The sequence below is a fragment of the Spirosoma sp. KCTC 42546 genome (genome assembly GCF_006965485.1).
In the GTDB taxonomy this organism is placed as follows: Bacteria; Bacteroidota; Bacteroidia; order Cytophagales; family Spirosomataceae; genus Spirosoma.
Window position 1 is genome coordinate 1,364,863 of sequence record NZ_CP041360.1, and the last position, 19,743, is coordinate 1,384,605.

At 46.6% G+C, this 19,743-nt stretch carries 15 protein-coding genes; 12 read left to right on the plus strand and 3 right to left on the minus strand.

The genetic code is table 11. From position 1 onward, the window contains the following. Window positions 1-58 precede the first annotated feature (58 nt). The 3 genes from EXU85_RS05500 (at window position 59) to EXU85_RS05510 (ending at window position 3,963) form a co-directional block, all read left to right on the plus strand. Window positions 59-2,524 carry a 3-hydroxyacyl-CoA dehydrogenase/enoyl-CoA hydratase family protein gene (locus EXU85_RS05500; RefSeq protein ID WP_142771106.1) on the plus strand — a complete coding sequence of 822 codons (2,466 nt, stop codon included), beginning with the start codon at window positions 59-61 and terminating at the stop codon, window positions 2,522-2,524. Window positions 2,525-2,677: 153 nt separating this feature from the next. After that, a complete protein-coding gene (locus EXU85_RS05505; protein ID WP_142771107.1) occupies window positions 2,678-3,220 on the plus strand; it encodes a class I SAM-dependent methyltransferase in 543 nt (180 codons plus the stop codon). A 191-nt stretch (window positions 3,221-3,411) separates the two neighbouring features. Continuing rightward, window positions 3,412-3,963 carry an RNA polymerase sigma factor gene (locus EXU85_RS05510; protein WP_142771108.1) on the plus strand — a complete coding sequence of 184 codons (552 nt, stop codon included), beginning with the start codon at window positions 3,412-3,414 and terminating at the stop codon, window positions 3,961-3,963. A gap of 80 nt (window positions 3,964-4,043) precedes the next feature. Here the strand turns inward: EXU85_RS05510 and EXU85_RS05515 are convergent, their stop codons facing one another. Then, window positions 4,044-6,041 carry an acetoacetate--CoA ligase gene (locus EXU85_RS05515; RefSeq protein ID WP_142771109.1) on the minus strand — a complete coding sequence of 666 codons (1,998 nt, stop codon included), beginning with the start codon at window positions 6,039-6,041 and terminating at the stop codon, window positions 4,044-4,046. A gap of 246 nt (window positions 6,042-6,287) precedes the next feature. Here EXU85_RS05515 and EXU85_RS05520 point away from each other — a divergent pair, with 246 nt between their 5' ends. The 9 genes from EXU85_RS05520 (at window position 6,288) to EXU85_RS05560 (ending at window position 17,897) form a co-directional block, all read left to right on the plus strand. After that, complete coding sequence (locus EXU85_RS05520; protein ID WP_142771110.1) at window positions 6,288-8,213, plus strand: pseudouridine synthase; 1,926 nt, start codon at window positions 6,288-6,290, stop codon at window positions 8,211-8,213. 98 nt (window positions 8,214-8,311) lie between these two features. Further along, window positions 8,312-8,965, plus strand: a complete 654-nt coding sequence (locus EXU85_RS05525; protein ID WP_142771111.1) for a deoxyribose-phosphate aldolase — start codon at window positions 8,312-8,314, stop codon at window positions 8,963-8,965. A gap of 72 nt (window positions 8,966-9,037) precedes the next feature. Further along, window positions 9,038-10,495, plus strand: a complete 1,458-nt coding sequence (locus EXU85_RS05530) for an energy transducer TonB (protein ID WP_142771112.1) — start codon at window positions 9,038-9,040, stop codon at window positions 10,493-10,495. Window positions 10,496-10,643: 148 nt separating this feature from the next. Next, window positions 10,644-12,098: a TonB family protein gene (locus EXU85_RS05535; RefSeq protein ID WP_142771113.1), complete on the plus strand. Its 1,455-nt coding sequence runs from the start codon at window positions 10,644-10,646 to the stop codon at window positions 12,096-12,098. Window positions 12,099-12,283: 185 nt separating this feature from the next. Further along, the gene (locus tag EXU85_RS05540) at window positions 12,284-13,741 is read left to right on the plus strand and encodes a TonB family protein (RefSeq protein ID WP_142771114.1); all 1,458 of its coding nucleotides are present in this window, start codon (window positions 12,284-12,286) and stop codon (window positions 13,739-13,741) included. Between the two features lie 752 nt (window positions 13,742-14,493). After that, window positions 14,494-14,685, plus strand: coding sequence for a hypothetical protein (locus tag EXU85_RS05545; RefSeq protein ID WP_142771115.1), 192 nt, complete (start codon window positions 14,494-14,496; stop codon window positions 14,683-14,685). A 92-nt stretch (window positions 14,686-14,777) separates the two neighbouring features. Further along, on the plus strand, window positions 14,778-15,020 hold the full coding sequence (locus EXU85_RS05550) for a hypothetical protein (RefSeq protein ID WP_142771116.1): 243 nt from the start codon (window positions 14,778-14,780) through the stop codon (window positions 15,018-15,020). 943 nt (window positions 15,021-15,963) lie between these two features. After that, on the plus strand, window positions 15,964-17,082 hold the full coding sequence (gene gcvT, locus EXU85_RS05555) for a glycine cleavage system aminomethyltransferase GcvT (protein ID WP_142771117.1): 1,119 nt from the start codon (window positions 15,964-15,966) through the stop codon (window positions 17,080-17,082). Between the two features lie 104 nt (window positions 17,083-17,186). Then, on the plus strand, window positions 17,187-17,897 hold the full coding sequence (locus EXU85_RS05560) for a 2-phosphosulfolactate phosphatase (RefSeq protein ID WP_142771118.1): 711 nt from the start codon (window positions 17,187-17,189) through the stop codon (window positions 17,895-17,897). A 40-nt stretch (window positions 17,898-17,937) separates the two neighbouring features. Here the strand turns inward: EXU85_RS05560 and acpP are convergent, their stop codons facing one another. Both acpP and EXU85_RS05570 read right to left on the minus strand, forming a co-directional pair. Next, the gene (gene acpP, locus EXU85_RS05565; protein ID WP_142771119.1) at window positions 17,938-18,168 is read right to left on the minus strand and encodes an acyl carrier protein; all 231 of its coding nucleotides are present in this window, start codon (window positions 18,166-18,168) and stop codon (window positions 17,938-17,940) included. A 230-nt stretch (window positions 18,169-18,398) separates the two neighbouring features. Further along, window positions 18,399-19,733 (minus strand): TolC family protein, encoded by a 1,335-nt coding sequence (locus EXU85_RS05570; RefSeq protein WP_142771120.1) that lies wholly within the window; start codon window positions 19,731-19,733, stop codon window positions 18,399-18,401. Window positions 19,734-19,743: the final 10 nt, after the last annotated feature.

Here is a 19,743-nt window from a genome sequence, read left to right on the forward strand (position 1 = left end):
TGGACTACAACTGTCCAGTTGTATCATCCATCTTCCAATTACCGAGTCAAACTAAACCATGGAAGCTACCTTAGAAAAACCCAGATCGGATGGGCGCCCCCCTCAAACCAAAAACCGTACGATTCGGCGCGTGGCTGTGCTGGGGTCAGGCATTATGGGTTCGCGTATTGCGGCTCACTTCGCCAACATCGGTGTCGATGTACTCTTGTTAGACATCGTACCGAGAGAACCCAACGAGCTCGAACAGGCTAAAGGCTTAACAACGGCTAGTCCGCTGGTTCGAAATCGGATTGTTACGGATGCGTTCCAGACGATGCTGAAAGCCAGTCCAGCTTCACTGTACAGCCCTAAATTCGCCGACCGTATTAAACTGGGGAATTTCGATGATAACCTGAAAGACATTGCCACTTTCGACTGGATAATTGAGGTTGTGGTCGAACGCTTGGATATAAAACGGTCTGTTTACGAGCGTGTTGAGCAGTTTCGTAAGCCTGGTACGCTGATCACCTCAAATACATCAGGTATACCCATGCACCTGCTGGCTGAAGGGCGTAGCGAAGACTTCCGTCGGAATTTCTGCGGAACGCACTTCTTCAATCCGCCACGTTACCTGCGTTTACTTGAAATCATTCCCGGCCCCGATACCGATCCTGCCGTTATTGATTTCCTGATGAACTACGGCGATTTGTACCTGGGCAAAACGACCGTTTTGTGCAAAGACACGCCCGGTTTCATTGCTAACCGACTCGGTATTCAGTCGCTGATCCAAACCATCCGGGTGGCCGAAAATCTGGGATTGACCGTAGAAGAAGTAGACAAACTTACGGGTCCTGTCGTGGGCCGTCCGAAGTCGGGAACGTTCCGATTGTCGGATGTGGTGGGCTTGGATACGACGGCCAATGTGGCGGGGAATCTGGTTAAAATGGAGCACGACGAGTCCCGTGCCTCGTTTGAGTTGCCCGCTTCGGTGCAGAAGTTGATGGAAAACAAATGGCTCGGCGATAAAACCGGCCAGGGTTATTACAAGAAGACAAAGGACGAGAAAGGCCAAACCCAGATTCTGGCGCTCGACCTGAAAACCTACGAATACAAGCCTTCTGGAAAGGGAACGGGGGCGGCCATCCGCTTTGCGACGCTGGAAAGTACGAAGGCCATAGATAACCTCAAAAAGCGTTTTCCGGTATTGATCGCTGGTAAAGACAAAGCAGGTGAGTTTTATCGACAAACCTTTGCCGATGGGTTCCGGTATGCCACTTATCGTATTCCCGAAATTTCGGACGAGCTCTATCGGATCGATGCGGCCATTACCGCTGGTTTCGGCTGGCAATTGGGCTTATTTGAAACCTGGGATGCCATTGGCGTTAAGAAAGGAGTTGAACTGATTGAATCGTTCGGCCAGAAACCCGCGCAGTGGGTGTACGACATGCTCGACGCGGGCTTCGATCAATTCTATAAAGTTGAAAACGGCAAACGTAAATATTACGATATTCCAACGAAAAGCTACAAGGTTATTCCGGGTGTGGAAACGTTTACCATTCTGGAAAACCTCAGCAATAATATCGTCTGGAAAAATTCGGGTGCCAATATCGTTGACCTCGGCGATGGTATCCTGAACGTGGAATTTCGGAGCAAAATGAACACTTTCGGACAGGAAGTTTCCGAAGCCTTGAACAAAGGTATTGCATTGGCAGAGAAGGACTTCCGGGGACTGGTTGTGGGTAATGACTCAACCGAAGCGTTCTCAGCCGGTGCCAATCTGGCCATGCTGTTCATGTTTGCCGTTGAGCAGGAGTTCGACGAAGTGAACCTGATGATTGCGCAGTTCCAGAAACTGATTGCGCGTATTCGATACTCATCTGTTCCCGTTATCGTAGCTCCGCATACCCTAACACTCGGTGGTGGTTGCGAAGCCGTTCTTCATGCCGACCGTGTTGTTGCCCATGCCGAAAGCTATATTGGATTAGTGGAAGTAGGCGTTGGTCTGATTCCGGCTGGTGGCGGTACAAAAGAAATGGCCGCTCGTGCATCGGATCTGTACCAAACCGGCGATCCCGAGTTGAATATCCTGCAAAACGTGTTCATGAATATCGCTACAGCGAAGGTGTCAACGTCGGCACAGGAAGCCCGCGAAATGAACTACCTCCGCGCAACCGACCAGATTGTACTGAACCGTAGCCGCCTGCTCGCCGAAGCTAAACAAGCGGCTATCGAACTGGCCGACAATGGTTACACGCAACCCAAGCCACGCACCGATATTAAAGTGCAGGGTAAAACGGGTATTGCGTTGTTCCGGGCGGGTGTTACGGCCATGCATATGGGCCGCTACATTTCAGATCACGACCGAAAAATTGCCGATAAATTGGCCTACGTTATTTGCGGTGGCGATTTAAGCAGTCCACAAAATGTCTCGGAGCAATACCTGCTCGATCTGGAACGGGAGGCCTTCCTGTCCCTGACCGGCGAAAAGAAAACGCTGGAGCGGATTCAGAGCCTGCTGACAGGCGGTAAGGCATTGCGGAATTAAACTTTTTTAGTTAACCACAGAGGCACAGAGAACACAGAGTTTTTAAATCATTTCTCTGTGCCTCTGTAGTTACACAAAAGACTACATTAGCAGATACGGAATTTGCTGGTGTAGTCTTTTGTGTAAGTTGTTCGTCGTAAATCACGCAATACCATGACATCAGCACAGGCTTCTGATCTACTGCGGAATAACTATATAGAGACAGGAAGTAAAACGAGTTGGGCTGATTTGGGAGCTGGTAGTGGTACCTTTACACTTGCTCTGGCGGGTTTGCTACAGCCTGGCAGTACGATCTATGCCATTGATACCAACAAAGATGCCCTAAAGGCTATTCCGGCTGTGTACAATCAGGTAAAGATTGAAACGCATGTGGTTAATTTTCTGGATGATGAACTCCCATTTCAGCAAATCAATGGATTCCTAATGGCTAACTCACTCCATTATGTTTTAAACCAGACGGCCTTTCTGGAAAAAATGAGTCAGTATGTAACAAAAACGAGTTATTTACTGATTGTCGAGTATGACACCGATCGCCCTCAAGTACCCTGGGTTCCCTATCCACTCAGCTATAATTCCCTCCGCAATCTGGTTGAACGCCTTGGTTATCAGAGTTTCTTTAAGCTACAGGAACAACCGTCTAGGTATGGGCAAGCGAACCTATATTCTGCTCTCGCAGTCCGAAACTCGGTCGGCTAAAATTGGATTCATTTCATATAACCCCTTTAATGGAACTGGCTTTATAATGCATAAAATATAACTATTCTTCTTTTGCAATTAGATTAACCACCGCTTAATATATTTTCAGGGGCTTAAGTAGCTGAGTAGGGAGCATTCTATGTAACTTTTCAGTTAAAATACCTAACCCAGGGGTGTTAATCTAAACTATTATGACTGATTCAATAAGCGATGAGGAGATGATTCGTCAGTACCTTTCTGGTCAGCCCAGTCACTGTTTCGAGACGCTTTACAATCGCTACGTTAATAAGGTTTATCGTCGATGTCTATCGATGACGAAAGACCCGTTGAAAGCTGAAGATTTTACGCATGACATTTTTTTAAAGGTATTTAACCGATTAGAGGCTTTTCAGGAACGGTCAAGTTTTTCGACCTGGTTATATGCCATTTCCTATAACTACTGCTCTGATCAGATTCGCGTAGCCAAACGCACTAATTTTATCCCGATTGAGGAGGAACTTAATCAGAGTATTCCTGAGCCTGAAGAGACCCAGCTACATGAAGAAACACTTCAATTGATTAACCATATACTGGCAAAACTTGCTCCTAATGAACGGGCTCTTTTACAGCTTAAGTATGAAGAGGAGTTAAGTATTAATGAAATTGCCGAACGCTATAATCTCAACCCAAGTACGGTTAAAATGAGGCTGAAACGAAGTCGAGATAAAATACAGCGCCTATATTCGCAACTATACAACCGGTAAGGATTTACAACTAAATAAGGTCCATCTAACTCAATAGGTGGACCTTATTTAGTTCCGCTGTTGGAAGTGCTGAAATCAACTTACTTAATGAACTCGGCAAATTGCGTTAAGGCAGCTGGATTACGAAGCGTATCCTTGCTGGTTGCCAATGATATATCCATACCTGCCAGAATTTTTCTGACGGATGATTCAAGCTTCTTCCCGCTAATTGTATAGGGTACTTCCGAAATGGCATAAACAGCGTCGGGTACGTGATGGGCGCTCAATTGGGTTTGTAGGGTATGTTTAATACGAGTAACCAGCTCGTCGGTCAGTGAGAAGCCAGTTTGCATAACTACAAACAGGGGCATAAAATATGACCCGCCCGGTTGCTCCAACCCTACCACTAAGCTATCTGCAATTTCGGTCAGACCTTCAACCGCATTATAAATTTCACTGGTGCCAATGCGCAAGCCGGTACGATCCAGCGTTGCACCAGAACGCCCATGAATAACAATGCCGTTCCGCTCTGTAATTCGTATGTAATCGCCAGACCACCAAAAGCCGGGGTATTCATCAAAATAACTCTTGCGGTATTGCGTGTTTGAAGGATCGTTCCAGAAATAAACAGGCATAGAGGGAATGGGCTCCAGAACAACCATTTCACCTAATTTTCCCCGTACCGGTTTTGCCTCTTCATCAAACGCTTCGACTTTGCAGCCCAACCATCGGCACTGGATTTCGCCTTCGTAAACAGGCAGGAGTGGATTGCTTCCAACAAAACTGCTGCAAATATCAGTAGCTCCACTGAGTGCCGTGAGCCAGACCGTTGGTTTGACCGACTCATAAATCCATTGAAAACCCTCTGGCGGTAGAGACGACTCAGTTGAGCTGATAGTTCGGAGATGAGTCAGTTTGGCTGTATCGATAGGTTTCAATCCGGCTCGCAGACAAGCCATATAATAAGCTGCTCCGTTGCCAAAATGATTGATTCGGGCGTCGTCGGCTAGTTTCCAGAGCGCATTCAAATCCGGATAACCAGCTGCGCCATCGTAGAGAACGGGGGTAGCGCCAACCAGCATAGCACCAACGGCAAAATTCCACATCATCCAGCTTGTATTGGAATGCCAGAAATAGCGATCGCCCATGCGTACATCCTGATGCAGCGCCAGCGCTTTCAGATGCTCAAGCAGACAACCGCCTACACTATGGGTAATGGCTTTAGGCTTGCCCGTTGTACCCGATGAATACAGAACCCAGATTGGATGATGAAAAGGAACGGGTTCAAATAGTAATTCGTCTGGTGTTTCTAGGGTTAGAATATCAGCCCAGAGACTGGTTTTAACCGGTTTTTTCTCGACAAATTTACCATCAGGATTTAAGTAGGGTACCCAAATTAGGTGCTGAAGGGTAGGTAAACGACTACATAATTCACTGATCGTGCCCGTTTTGTCAATGTCGAAGCCATTATGAACATACCCATCAGCGGCTAGCAAGACTTTTGGCGATAGTTGACGGAACCGGTCTAAGGCCCCATCTGTACTAAAATCAGGGGAGCAGCTTGACCAGACGGCGCCGATGCTGGTTGTCGCCAGAAAGGCAACAACGGCTTCCGGAATGTTCGGTAACATAGCCACCACCCTGTCGCCCACACCAATACCCTGTTGCCGAAAGTACGTTGCCAGAGCCAAAACCTGCTGTTCCAGACTCTCCCAGGATACTGCTAGTAGTGGCTGCCGTTCCGAAGCAAACAGTAAGGCAGGAGATTTGTCGCCACGGCCCTGGGTGGGTTTGTGCCGGAAAATGTGTTCGGCATAATTGAGTGTAGCACCCGAGAACCATTCCGTGCCAATCATATCTTCCCGATTAGGCCTGAAAATTACCTGACCATAAGGCGTATGACTTTGTACATCGAAAAATTGCCAGATACTTTCCCAGAAATCTTCCAGGTCTGTTACCGACCAATCCCACAGGTCGTCATAATCCCGGAAATACAAACCTTTCTTTATAAATAGCCAGTCCATATACCGTTTCATAAGAGACTGTGCAGTAGTCCGGCGGTCGGGTGCATAAAGCGGTGTTCGTGTTGGATGGGACATAAAGGAAGAAGTCAATAATCCATAGTCGATAGTGAGCTGTTTTCAAACTGCGACTTTACGTATTGACTAACGTCCGACAACGATCATGGATTGTTTTTCCGATAAAAAGCGTTTGGAGAAAACGGGGTATAGCCGGGTTATCTTGAAAACCCCTACCTTTGTAGCCCATTTTGCACTTGCCCCAATAAGGATGCTGATTGTCAGCATTATTTATACATACAAACAGACGATTTACTGTACTTTTCCATGAATCAGGATTCAGAGCAGAACGAACCGCGCCGTGATGGTGAGCCACGTTCTTTTGGCCGTCGGGATGATGGCCGCGACCGCAACGGCACAGGTGCCGGACAACCACGTTTTAACCGTAGCCGTACAGACGATTCGGCTAAACCAAAGGACACTAAATTCGAACGCCGGGATCGCGATGACCGCCCATCTGGCGCTCCCCGTTTCAATAGAGAATCAAACGATCGCCGAAGTCAAGATGAGCGTCCGGCTGGACCACCTCGCTTTGGCCGGGATAACGACTCTCGGAATAGTGATTCCCGGAACGGAAGTTCCCCGAACGGAAGTTCCCGTCCGAATGATCGTAACACGGGCGACCGTCGCCGGGAAACGGGCGGGGCTGGCTCAAGGCCAGAGCGTTTCGACCGACCGTCAAACGACCGTCCTCGTTTCAATAAAGACAGTAACTCAAGAGATACGAACCGTTCCGATGAACGCCCTCGCTTTGATCGGGAACGGACTGATAATCGGTTCAGTCGGGACGAACGCCCTTCCAGACCCGCTCGTTCCGATGAGGAGCGGAGTCGCCCTACCAGCCGCCCTGGCGATGATACACCCCGCCGACCTACGAATCGGGATGAAGAAGGCCGTAGAACACGTTCCAACCGTGAAGAACGCCCGCGATTTGAACGTACAGGCACCGAACGACCTGAGCGCGGTCGGCCCACGCGCGACAACAATCGCCCGGACGGCGCTCCCCGTTTTAATCGGGAGGGTGGACCCCGCGATAATGCCCGAAAAGGCCAGTTTGACAAACCATCCCGTTTCTCACGAGATGGCGGATCCTCTAAACCAACCTTCAAACGGGTAGGTGGTTTTAACCGGGAAGCCGATGAACGCAATCGCTTTGGCAACGACGATCAGCGCGGCAGTGATCGCCGGGACCGTGGTTCCCGCGAGGACGACCGGCCAGCGGGAGAATCTCGTTTTTCGGGTCAGCAACGTAAAGATTCCAGTGACCGCCGGACCGGAAATTTCACCAAAGCCCCAAACTATAATCTGGAACAGGCTCGTGAAAATGCCTATCCCCGTCGGGAACGTACGGATGAACGCCGTGGAGAACGCAAAGGTGAGAATGGCACAACTAAGCGCGGAGCATCCAACGACCGTAATGAAGGACCCCGCAATGACACACCGCGTAATGAAGGGCCTCGTCATGAGGGTACTCGTAACGATGGCCTGACGCGCTTAAACCGATACATTGCCAATTCGGGTGTTTGCTCCCGTAGGGAAGCGGATGAACTTATTGCACAAGGCGATATTTCGGTAAACGGCAAAATCGTGACCGAGATGGGCTATAAAGTCAAAGAGGGCGATACGGTTAAGTACGGCACCAAAGTGCTGAATCCAGAGCGCTTTGTGTACGTTCTGCTGAATAAGCCGAAGGACTACATCACCACGACCGAAGATCCCGAAGAACGCAAAACGGTTATGGAACTGGTTGCCGATGCAGGTAATTTCCGCATGTATCCGGTAGGCCGTTTAGACCGTAACACAACGGGTCTGTTGCTCCTGACCAACGACGGCGAACTGGCTGATAAACTAACGCACCCATCTAACAACATTCGTAAAATCTATCAGGTAGAGCTGGACAAGCCGATTACAGACGAACACTTCGAAGCCATTAAAAAAGGCATTGAACTCGAAGATGGCCCTATCAAGCCGGATGCACTCAGCATTGTTACACCCGATGCATATGTAGTTGGCATTGAAATCCACTCCGGCCGAAATCGCATTGTGCGCCGGATGTTTGAGAATTTCGGTTACGAGGTTACCAAGCTGGACCGTACCACCTTTGCCGGTTTGACGAAGAAGGAGTTGCCCCGCGGTAAATGGCGCTTCCTCGATCCTAAGGAAGTGATCAAGCTGAAGTATTTTAACTCTTAAATTTAAAGAGCGAAAGAATAAATGAGTGAAAGAGTGAATAAACCTTGCAATGGCAATTCACTCTTTCACTCATTCGTTCTTTCGCTCTTTTGATTTCTATGAATCACCTCTTCCCCTACATCGAGCGAACGTTGTTGCACCCTGGCGTGACGCTCAATGAGCAGTATGAAGCGCTCGATGAGGTGACACAGTTAGGAATGGCTGGCCTGACCGTAGCGCCGTTTTGGGTGAAGAAATTTCGGCGCGAATTGGGCGATACCCACCCGGCTGTTCTCGCTACGGTGATAGGTTATCCGTTTGGCTACCAGCGTACCGAAGCCAAACAAACCGAAATAGAGTGGGCCTTAAAAGACGGAGCCAGCGAAATTGAAGTTGTCCTGAACACATCGGCTTTGTTTTCACCCATTTCTGTCTGGCTGAAAATTGAACTGGCCAAACTCGTTGCGCTGGTTCATGCGCAGGAAAAATTCTTTACCGTCATTCTGGAAACTGCCCTGCTCGATCCCGAACAGGCGAAGAAAATGATCAAACTTGCGGCTGATACCGGAGCTGATTTTATCAAAAATGCCACCGGGTTTGTTCCCGATTTATCTGGCCAACTTTACAACCATAGTCAATCTCTTCTATTTCGGGAATTCGTGCCCCGCTCAGTCGGTGTTAAACTCGTGGTCGATGGGGCCACGGAGCAGCAGATGGAAGAACTGGTAGCCGCTGGTGTGGAGCGGTTGTCATTAGGCTTGGATTTGCTATAAAAACAGCCTCTGCTTTGTCATAGAACAAATCGTTTTCATAATTTAGGGCCGATCTCACATCGTATTCCCGTTATGAAAACCTGGCTTCTATCTATTCTTCTTCTCGGTTACACATCAGTTATTGCTCAACAGAATGTCTATCAATCGTTTGAGGTTGATAGCGCAGCTGAACCACGTGGAGGTATAACGACCTTTAATACATTTCTTCAGGCAAATTTACGAAAGCCTATACAAGCCGAAGCTGAGGGTAAGGGCGGTGTAATTGTACTTAGTGGTGTTGTGGAGCCAGATGGTCACGTGTCGAACTTGACAACCATAAAAAGCCTTCGTCCCGACTGCGATCGGGAGGCTATGCGAGTCGTTAATTTATTCAGAGTTTGGAAGCCAGCCCAGAAAGGCGGGCAAATTGTTCGGCAGCAGGTGAGTATTCCAGTCGTTTTCAAGCCGAATACACCGTTTATCTATCAGAAAGGTACTATGGTTGCCTATTTTGATGCCAATAAACAGCCGGTTCCTGTTGGGAGCGACCTGATAGTCTACAGGCAAATCATGCCTTTGGATACTAACGGGTTACCTACTGATGATCTAGTGCTTTATAAAAAAGATGGTAAGGTTTGGGATGAATCGTATCGTGATCCCTTTGTGCGTGAAAAGAAAGGCCAGCCTAGTTCTTCCGGGCGACCTGTTTATTCGATTGGGTATCAAAGTGCAGTTCGAAACTGGAACGGCTATGTTTATACCGTTAATCAGACAGGTAAGCTTATGCAGGAAGCGCACTATACGGATGGTAAACTGAGTGGGGAGCAGGTTGTGTATTATACTAGTGGAATGGTGGCCGAAAAGCAGGAATATGCGGATACCAAAAAAACGATGACATCCTGGTACCCGAATGGTCAGATAAAACAAGTTCAGCAAACAAACACACGTGTACTGTCAAATGCACTTGTTTCTGATTTTATGACCGGGCTTTGGGATAGCACTGGCCGCCAGATGGTTAAAGAGGGTAATGGTTGGGCCAGCCTTACACAACGTGTAAAATCGAACAGCGACACAATTCGCCAGACTTCGTATGTAGAGCAGGGAGCCTACCAAAATGGTACTAAGCAAGGAATGTGGACTGGCCGCTACGGGGATGGGTCTTACTTTTATGAAGAACACTACAATAAGGGTATTTTTCAGACTGGTAAAGCCTATTCAGCAGGAGCAGATACGGTACGCTATGACGAGTTAGAGCAACAGCCAAAATTTTCAGGGGGAATGCCAGGACTGAGCGAGTTTCTGCAAAAAACGTTAGGTTATCCGGCAGATGCCCAGCGAAGTGGAGCGCAGGGTAAGGTGTTTGTAAGCTTCGTAGTTTGTGCCGATGGAACACTCTGTGATTATGAAGTCTTTAAGAGCGTCCACCCTTCCCTGGACCGGGAAGCGGTTCGGGTTGTTCAGAAAATGAGTGGGTACTGGACACCAGGGATGCAGCGGGGGCGTAGAGTCCCGGTTAAATACAATATGCCAATTAATTTTACGCTCTACTAAGATAAATAATTCTGAACCAGTGCTTTGACTGTCTCTGTAGATGGAGAATTGGCTGCCATCGGGTTACCGTTTCCTATAAACTCCTTTTCGGTTTTGACTTCACTACAGATAGTTCATATATTTCAAACGATTCATCTATCCATTCGTTATGAAACTTTGGCCGATCTTATTTCTTCTTTTTGCTGTATCCTTTGCAAACGCCCAGTCCACTATTTATCAGGAATTTGAGACTGATAGCGCAGCAGAACCTCGGGGTGGTATGCCTTACATGGCCACATTTCTTCAGGCAAATCTTCGAAAGCCCCTAGCTGCGGAAGCGAAAGGCATTGGTGGCCGAGTGATCGTAAATGGGATCGTGGAGCCGGATGGTACCATATCCAATGTGAAAATTATTAATTCATTCCGACCGGACTGCGATCGTGAAGCTGCGCGTGTATTCAGTCTGTTCAATGCCTGGAAACCTGCCTATAAAGGTGGTAAACCTGTTCGACAGCAGGTTAATATTCCGATTACCTTCAAACCCAATCCACCATTTATGTATGAGAATGGTGCCCGGATCAGTTACTTCGATTCGGAGGATAAACTGCTCACTGACAGTACGAAGGCACGTTACAAGCAAATCATGCCAATTGATTCGGCAGGAATACCCACCGGTGATATTGTGCTTTACAAAGCCAAAGGAAATGCCTGGAAAGAAGAACGACGGATACCGCTTGTCCAGAAACCGAATAGCATTCCGGGAGCATCAGGAAAAACAGGGTATCTGATTGGTTATCAGAATGGTATTATTCAATGGGATGGATTATTGATTAGTGTAGATGATAAAGGCGCTTTACTTCGGCAGGCGTATTTTCAGAACGGCAGGCGTTCCGGTACCGAATTAAATTACCACCCGAATGGGGCTGTATCCGAAAAGATTGAAGAATACGAGGAGAAATATGTGGCTACCGCCTGGTATTCCAACGGGCAGGTCCAACAAATTAGAGCCATCGCCAAGCCAAAACCTACGGAATCTCTCACGCCTGATCATGTTTTGTCTTTTTGGGACAGTACAGGGCATCAGCTTGTAAAAGATGGAAATGGCCGGGCTATCTATCGACGTGATACACGATCGTATGCAGATACTACCAAACGCACAACCTATATTGAACAGGGAAGCTACGTAAATGGCTTCAAGCAAGGTGTCTGGCAGGGTCGCTATGCAGATGGGTCCTATTCCTACGAAGAAGAGTATGATAAAGGTATTTCCCGAAGTGGTAAAGCCTTATCGGCGGAGGGGAACGTACTGTATTATACGGTTGTGGAGAAGCAGCCCGAATTTAAGGGCGGCATGCAGGCCCTGGGCCAGTTTTTAAGTAGTACGTTGCACTATCCGCCCGATGCTCAGCGAGCCAAAGTGCAGGGAAGGGTATTTATAAGTTTCGTTATCGATACCGATGGCAGCGTTGTAGATGCCCAGGTGTTGAAAGGTATTGGATTCGGTACCGATCAGGAAGCCCTGCGAGTGGTAAAAGCTACAAGTGGAAAATGGAACCCGGGTATGCAACGGGGGCAGGCTGTTCGCGTCAAGTATAATCTGCCAATTAATTTTACGCTTAATTAGCTTAGTTTGGAGTTAATTGAACTAGATAACTATGTTCGTGAACCTGTCCCGGAGCGAATGTAATTAAAATCTATTTGAGCTGAGTGTCTCCCATTAAAGGACGTGCTTCAATAAAATGCCATTGAATTTGTCATCAAATTAGGCCTTTTTGTATCTTACCGACAATTGCATAAAAACAACTTGTCATGAGATTTTGGCTTCTACTTCCGTTTCTCTTTTTCTTTTCGTCTGTAATTGCCCAACAAACGGCTTATCAACAATTTGAGGTTGATACTGTTGCTGAACCGCGTGGTGGCATCTCCTTTCTGAAGACATTTATTCAGACAAATTTTCGAAAACCTGTCCTGGCCGAAGCTAAAGGTATTGGTGGGCGTATTATTATTAGTGCCATTGTTGAAATCAATGGTAGTGTTTCTGATGTGAAATTGATGAATAGTATCCGGCCTGATTGTGACCGGGAGGCTGCACGTGTATTTGGTTTGTTCAACGCGTGGAAACCGGCTCAAAAAGATGGGCACGCCGTTCGGCAGCAAGTTACGTTTCCAGTTACATTCAAGCCGAATACACCGTTTGCCTATATGGGTGGCGCTAGAATTGACTATTTTGGGAGTGATGGTAAACCAGTTTTAGAAGACAGTAGTCGGGCTGCTTTCAAACGAGTGACGCCTATGGATACAAATGGTATTCCTAGTGGAGATGTGTCCGTCTATGAAATGAAAAACAAGAATTGGAAAGAATACTTTCGATTGTTATTGATTCGCAAAAAGAGCGGTAAGCATAATATATCTAACAAACAACTTTATGCAATTGGTACTCAAAACTACAATCAATTTTGGGAAGGAGAAGTGTTTGTACTAGATGAAATGCAAAAGCTTGTGAGTCTAGCTTATTATGAAAATGGTAAACGGGCGGGCTCCGAATTAAACTTTCATTTAAATGGAGCAGTTGCTGAGAAAAATGAGGAGATGGATGGGAAATCGACGAATACAACATGGTATACGAATGGGCAAATCAAACAAATAAAAACAGTTGGTGAAATTAAGGCGTTGGTGCAGAACGAGCCAGAACAAGTTACTGCTTATTGGGATAGCACTGGTCATCAGAAAGTCAAAGACGGAAATGGGTACGCTATCTATCAAACACGCGTTAGATCGAAAAGCGATACAGTTAGACATACGCTTTTTATTGAGCAAGGAGCCTATAAAAATGGATTTAAGCATGGAAACTGGACGGGGCGCTATATTGATAATTCCTATTTCTTTGAAGAGCAGTATGATAAGGGTGTCTGTCAATTTGGAAAGGCACGGGTTGGCGAAGGAGATACAGTTCGTTATAGTGTGCTAGAAAAACAACCTGAATTTCCAGGCGGCTTGCAGGGACTGGGGGAGTTTTTATCAAATAATCTTCAGTATCCACGTAAGGCGCAACAAGCTGGTGCAGAAGGTAAAGTATTTGTTAGCTTCGTGGTATGTACAGATGGTACGCTGTGCGATTACGAAGTGTTGAAAAGTGTTCATCCTGATTTAGATAAGGAAGCTGTACGTGTTGTACAGAAAATGAGTGGTCGATGGAAACCAGGTTTTCAGCGTGGGCAGAAAGTACGGGTCAAGTATAATCTGCCCATCAATTTTTCTCTGTACTGAGGCTAATATGAGCGAGCAGCGGTTAAAACCGTAATCTGTTTGTAAATTTGTCGGCTAACCCCTAAATACATATCGCTTACACGGATGCATTAATATTTATTGACTTTGTAAGATTCGGATAATTATTAATCTAAATGAATAGTTTTAGTTGATACTCTCAAGGAGAAGCGTAACCCAAAAAGCACCGTAAAACATGGTAATTAAATACCCATTAATAGTATTGATGGAACATACGCATCGATAAGTAAGATTGTTTACTACCTCTCCAACCACCCGATTGGAACTGGTTGGCGAAACGGCGGATGTCAGCGGCTTATGGTTCTCCAATCTAACGAATTCCAGCCCAACAATATACTTAAACGATCAGTTCTTAACAGTCAATGAGAAAGGCGGTGTGGTTAAGGCACGGTACCAACTGAGAATTAATAACCCATCCGAATGGAGCGATAAGGTGTGTTTGCTGCAGGCTATAACCTGCGCTCGCTCTCAGAGGTAAAGAAGTATATCGAATTGGATCAGCACTTGCCGAAGATTCCCTAAACAGAGCAGGTCGGTAATCAGAGGGTGTATCTGGTCCAGATGAATGCTAAACTGCTGGAGATAGTGGAGAAGTTGACGCTGTATTTGATCGAGCAACAAAAGGCCAACATGGAGCTAAGGGCTGAAATTGATAAACTGAAGGTACTGATCAAAAAATAAGACAACAGTAAAAATTTGCCCAAGGGCATTCGTTCTTAAAACCAATCAAGGTTATGAATCCATTTATCAACTTAAAACGATCATCCCAGTACGGCGGTGTCGATTCCTATTATGTCAATGTGCATCACATTGTCCGAGTTGTCCAGTCCCCTACGGGTAGCCAGGTCTATACCATAGGAGGGGACTTTTACTGTGATGAAAAGCCCAATGTAGTTGCCATGTTGATTAATCGGGTATACGAGTAGTGTACATCGGTTTACCGTTTTTTTAGCCTAAACTTTATTATTTCTTAACTACATCCTAATGAAATCTCCCATATATAAAACAACACATTCTAATGAGCCTATTTATTTTTTTTGCGGTGGTACTGGCCATTATTGGCTTCCAAATTTTCGCTGCACAGCGTGAATACGCCCGTAAGCAACAACAGGAGGAGAATAAACTAAACAAAACGTCTGTACCCAGTCAGACTATATCAAAGCTCGAAAAAGGCCACTATGCCATTACGCCTGGTGAGTCACTGGCTCCCCAATTAAAACCTAAACACTTCAAACAAACTAAACCTGTTAACCAATCATGAATCGTTTTTCTACAAACCGACCCCTCATCATTTTGGCTATTCTTGTCGCAATAGCTATTGTTTATTCCATTTTTGTCGGGATTTGAGGAAGATAATGATTCACGAAGTCGCTACTGCTTCGGGCGATTTTTAAACATCATTTGCGCAGGATGAATCCCAAATCACAGCGTATCAATATGCGGTTGATACGCTGGTGAACCGAAAAAAGTTAAGAGGTAAATCAGCTTCGTAACGCTCTTCAGGCTAAACAATGGTAACTCGACATAATCCAGAAGACGTATCCCAACTATGCTATTTGAGCTGATTAGCCAAGGATTTTGACTTATCAGCGGAATGGTTACTAACGGATAATAGACCCTATTCGCTAAACAGGTTACGCCCATCTATAGGTAAAAAATTAGCAATAAGCTTTATCCACATATACAGAGGGTTATTCACAATCATAATAAATTCTTTACATACTTCTCAGTCTACTCACCCTCAAAGCTCTCCCTGATAACCCTGTGATGTTTTCAGGCTGGTATATAGCCCGGAGACTGGTATATATAGGACACCAGCGCTTCTGAATAGAGTAGAATCCTCACTATGAATCCCCAGTTCCTGAGCTATCCGAATCAGCTACTTATTAGTCTGATTAGTGAGTTGTTTAAGTACCGCCCGCTTTTCTCTGACGCTCATGGATTCAATTATATGAAAAGTCACCACGGCGCTGGTCGCACTGAAAAGTAAGGCGTAGTTTCAGCGACACTAGATTTGTCGTAGTTTTGTCAAACTATAGCGTAATAGTGGCTTGATAAGTAATTGTGGCAAGAGTAGGAGATGGCTTACAAAATCGCCTACAAAATGCTAGTCTTACTGCAAACCACTGCCATATAGTAGGTTGATAACGTGCTGATTTATTGAGTCATTAACAACTAAACGACACTACTCTACTTCCCCTGCAATGTCTGAACACACGACGCTTAAGCAAGTTCCTCTCCATCACATCCATCAGCAGTTAGGTGCTAAAATTGTGCCGTTTGCGGGCTTTGAGATGCCCGTTCGTTACTCATCCGACCTCGACGAACATAATACCGTCCGTAACGCGGTGGGTATTTTCGATGTCTCGCACATGGGCGAATTCATCCTCAAAGGCGAAGGGGCACTGGGCCTTATTCAGCGCGTGTCGGCCAATGATGCCAGCATTTTGTATGATGGCAAAGTGCAATATAGCTACCTGCCGAACGGCCGGGGTGGTATTGTTGATGACCTGCTGGTATATCGGATCAGTGAGCTTGAATATATGCTCGTGGTCAATGCCTCTAACATCGAAAAAGACTGGAACTGGATTAGCCAGTATGTATCGGACTACGATCGTGATGGCGCACCACTATCCATGGTAAATGTCTCCGATGATATGTGCCTGTTTGCTGTGCAGGGGCCATTGGCTGCCAAGGCCTTACAGTCGCTCACCAAGGCCGACCTTGATTCGATGGAGTATTATACCTTCGAAAAAACCGATTTTGCCGGTTGTGCCAATGTAATTGTATCAGCCACTGGCTATACGGGTGCGGGTGGTTTTGAGATCTATGTGTCCAATCACCAGGCTGAAGAGGTTTGGAATGCCATCGTAAAGGCTGGTGAGCCGTACGGCTTAAAACCTATTGGTCTGGGTGCACGCGATACATTACGCCTTGAAATGGGCTATAATCTGTATGGCAATGACATTACTGACGAAACCTCGCCCATTGAAGCGGGCCTGGGCTGGGTCACTAAATTCACCCACGATTTCATTGATGCCGATCTATTAAAAGCCCAAAAAACGCAGGGTGTTCCCCGCAAATTGGTTGGCTTTGAATTAGTAGACCGGGGCGTTCCCCGCGGGCATTATGAATTAACGGATGCTCATGGAAACCAAATTGGCGAAGTAACGTCGGGAACTCAATCGCCTACGCTGGGCAAAGGCGTTGGTCTGGGTTACGTTCAAACGGCCTTCAGCAAACCCGGTTCCGAAATCTTTGTCAAAGTCCGCGACCGGCTCTTAAAAGCCGTTGTTGTTAAACCTCCCTTCGTTAAAAAATAATGGGTTTTTGTGGTGTCGGTTTCTCAAAACTGACACCTTCTATTATAAGTGTGTCGGTTTTGAGCGGTCCGTCGTTACGGAAACCGACACCACATTCAACCAAAATGAAACAAATTGACGTTTGCTTTACCCCCGATTTATTACACCTGCACACCGTTGAAAATACCATTGTTGTGGTGGCCGACGTATTCCGGGCGACTTCGTGTATGGTAACTGCTTTTGCCTATGGCGTAAACAGTATTATTCCCGTTGCTACCGTAGAAGAATGCCGGGATTGGCAGGAGCGAGGCTATCTAGCCGCTGCCGAACGAAATGCCCGTAAAGTGGATGGATTTGAGTTAGATAACTCGCCGTTTACCTACATGGACGAGCGCATTCGGGGTGCAAACGTAGCTATGACCACTACAAATGGAACCCTGGCCATTACCAAATCAAGAGCTGCTGTAAAAGTATTGGTAGGGTCTTTCCTGAATTTAGATGCGATTGTTCGCTTCCTCAAAACGGACGGGTACGACGTGATGGTGCTTTGCGCAGGTTGGAAAGGACGTGTCAATCTGGAAGATACGCTCTTTGCGGGTGCCCTGGTGGATCGCCTAAAAGACAGTTATGCTATGGCTGAAGACAGTGCCATTATGGCCTGGCGGCTCTACGTACAGGGCAAAGATAATCTAATTGGCTACATGGCGAATGCGTCACACATCCGACGCTTACAACGGCTGGGTATTCAGAAAGACATTGCTTATTGTCTGCAACATGATCTTTACGACGTAATTCCAGTCCTGAGGGGCAATGCGTTGGTAAATATGAGTGTATAACAAAAAAGTCCCGAAATCAGCTTTCGGGACTTTTTTTAGTTTAAACCACGGCCTGTTCTGCTTCCAGATAATCCAGAACACCTTTCATGGTTGTCAGTTTTTCATAATCTTCGTCGGGAATTCGAATTCCGAATGCCTGTTCAAGTTGCATAATCAGATCAACCGTATCGAGGCTATCCATACCCAAATCGCGCGAGAAATGAGTTTGGTCAGTGATGGCAGTTTCCTGTATGCCAAAGTCTTTCAGAATCTCAATAACTCGCTCTTTCATAATACGATCGTTGTTTTGCAACCTGTTGTCTGTATGTATAGAAGCCATTTTTTGCGCGATTTAGTATGTCTCTGACCGATTTCTTAACAATTTTTAGGGAACGGTTTACGTAAATGGGCAATATAAAATGAACGAAGCATAATGACTACTGCTTAAAAATCAGGCCATTCATCGTTATCAATTACACATTATTCATTATTCATTCATTTACGAACACTGGGAAGTTGGTATCAAAACAAAGGCTCCCCCAGCAACCGCTTCAGTTCTAACTGATTTAACATCAGTTGATATTGGAAATTCAATCGACCCAGCTCGGCTTCTTCTACGCCTGTTTCGGCACTTTGTAACTCAACATTCGTGATGACTCCATTCCGCAGGCGGGCGTTGGCAATCTGAAGAGCTTTCTGAGACTGCTCTACCTGCGTTTCGAGGTTGGCCAGACGAGTCTGGTTGCTCCGAATATCGGCGTTGAGTTGGGCAATGCTTTGGCGAACCTGCGCATTGGCATTCTCAACTGCGTATTGACTCGCACTCAGGTTGAGCTGAGCAGCCTGATTCTGTAATTGATACCGCTTCCCGGAATAAATCGGCACCGTTAGTGATACGCCAGCGGCAATATTAAATTTCGGCGTGTTGATTTCGGGAAGATACCCATTTCGGAAACCGGCTGATCCCGAAAAGCTAAGGTTGGGTCGATTGCCCAAATTGTTCACCAATACATCCGTTTCGGCCTGCCGAACACGATCCTGAGCCAATTGTACATCTTTGTTACCTGCCAATGCCGACTGCGTATCGTTAGCCAGCGTAAAAGCCTGCGTAGGCGTACGGCCCGACATCGCTTCCAGCGTAAACTGTTCAACGGCACGGCTAATATCTGGGTTTGGGTTCCCCGTTAGGTAGGTCAGAACGGCCAGTTGTCGTTCCAGTTGGTTCTGAATCTCAATCTTACGATTCTGGGCTACTTTCACCCGAACCTGTTGCGTAAGCACGTCATATTGGAGCGCATCGCCGTTTTGGAGTCGTGTGGCTAGCAAGCGTACGTTGGCACCGGCCGTTCGGATAACAGAATCCTGTACCGTTAAACTCCGCTGTAAAAAACCAACGCCATAATAAGCTGCGGCCACCTGATAAGCCAGGGACTGCTGTGTGATTTCCAGACTTCGGCGCAATAGCTGAACGTTATCAGTAGCCTGTCGAACGGAAGCATTTGTTCGGCCCCAGTCATAAATCGTCTGACCAACAGCAACGTTAGCATTAACATTATGATTGGGCTGAAACTGAATAGTCCGATTGACCCCATCGACCGGAAGCGTGGCCTGCGCTACAGGAGTTACGTATTGATAGGATGCATTGCCAGAAACGTTTGGTTTCATGGCTGTACGCGCAATATCGACCCGCAGCTCATTGGCCTGAACCTGTTGTTGTTGCTGTTTCAACACCGGATAATTTGCGTTGGCCTGTTGAACCAGTGCCCTCAAATCGTCGGGAAGTTGCGCTGGCTGATTCTGAGCCTGAATGGCTCCCGCTATCAGCAGTGCAGTTATTGTTAGTAGTTTGGAAGTCATAGTTGAAGGA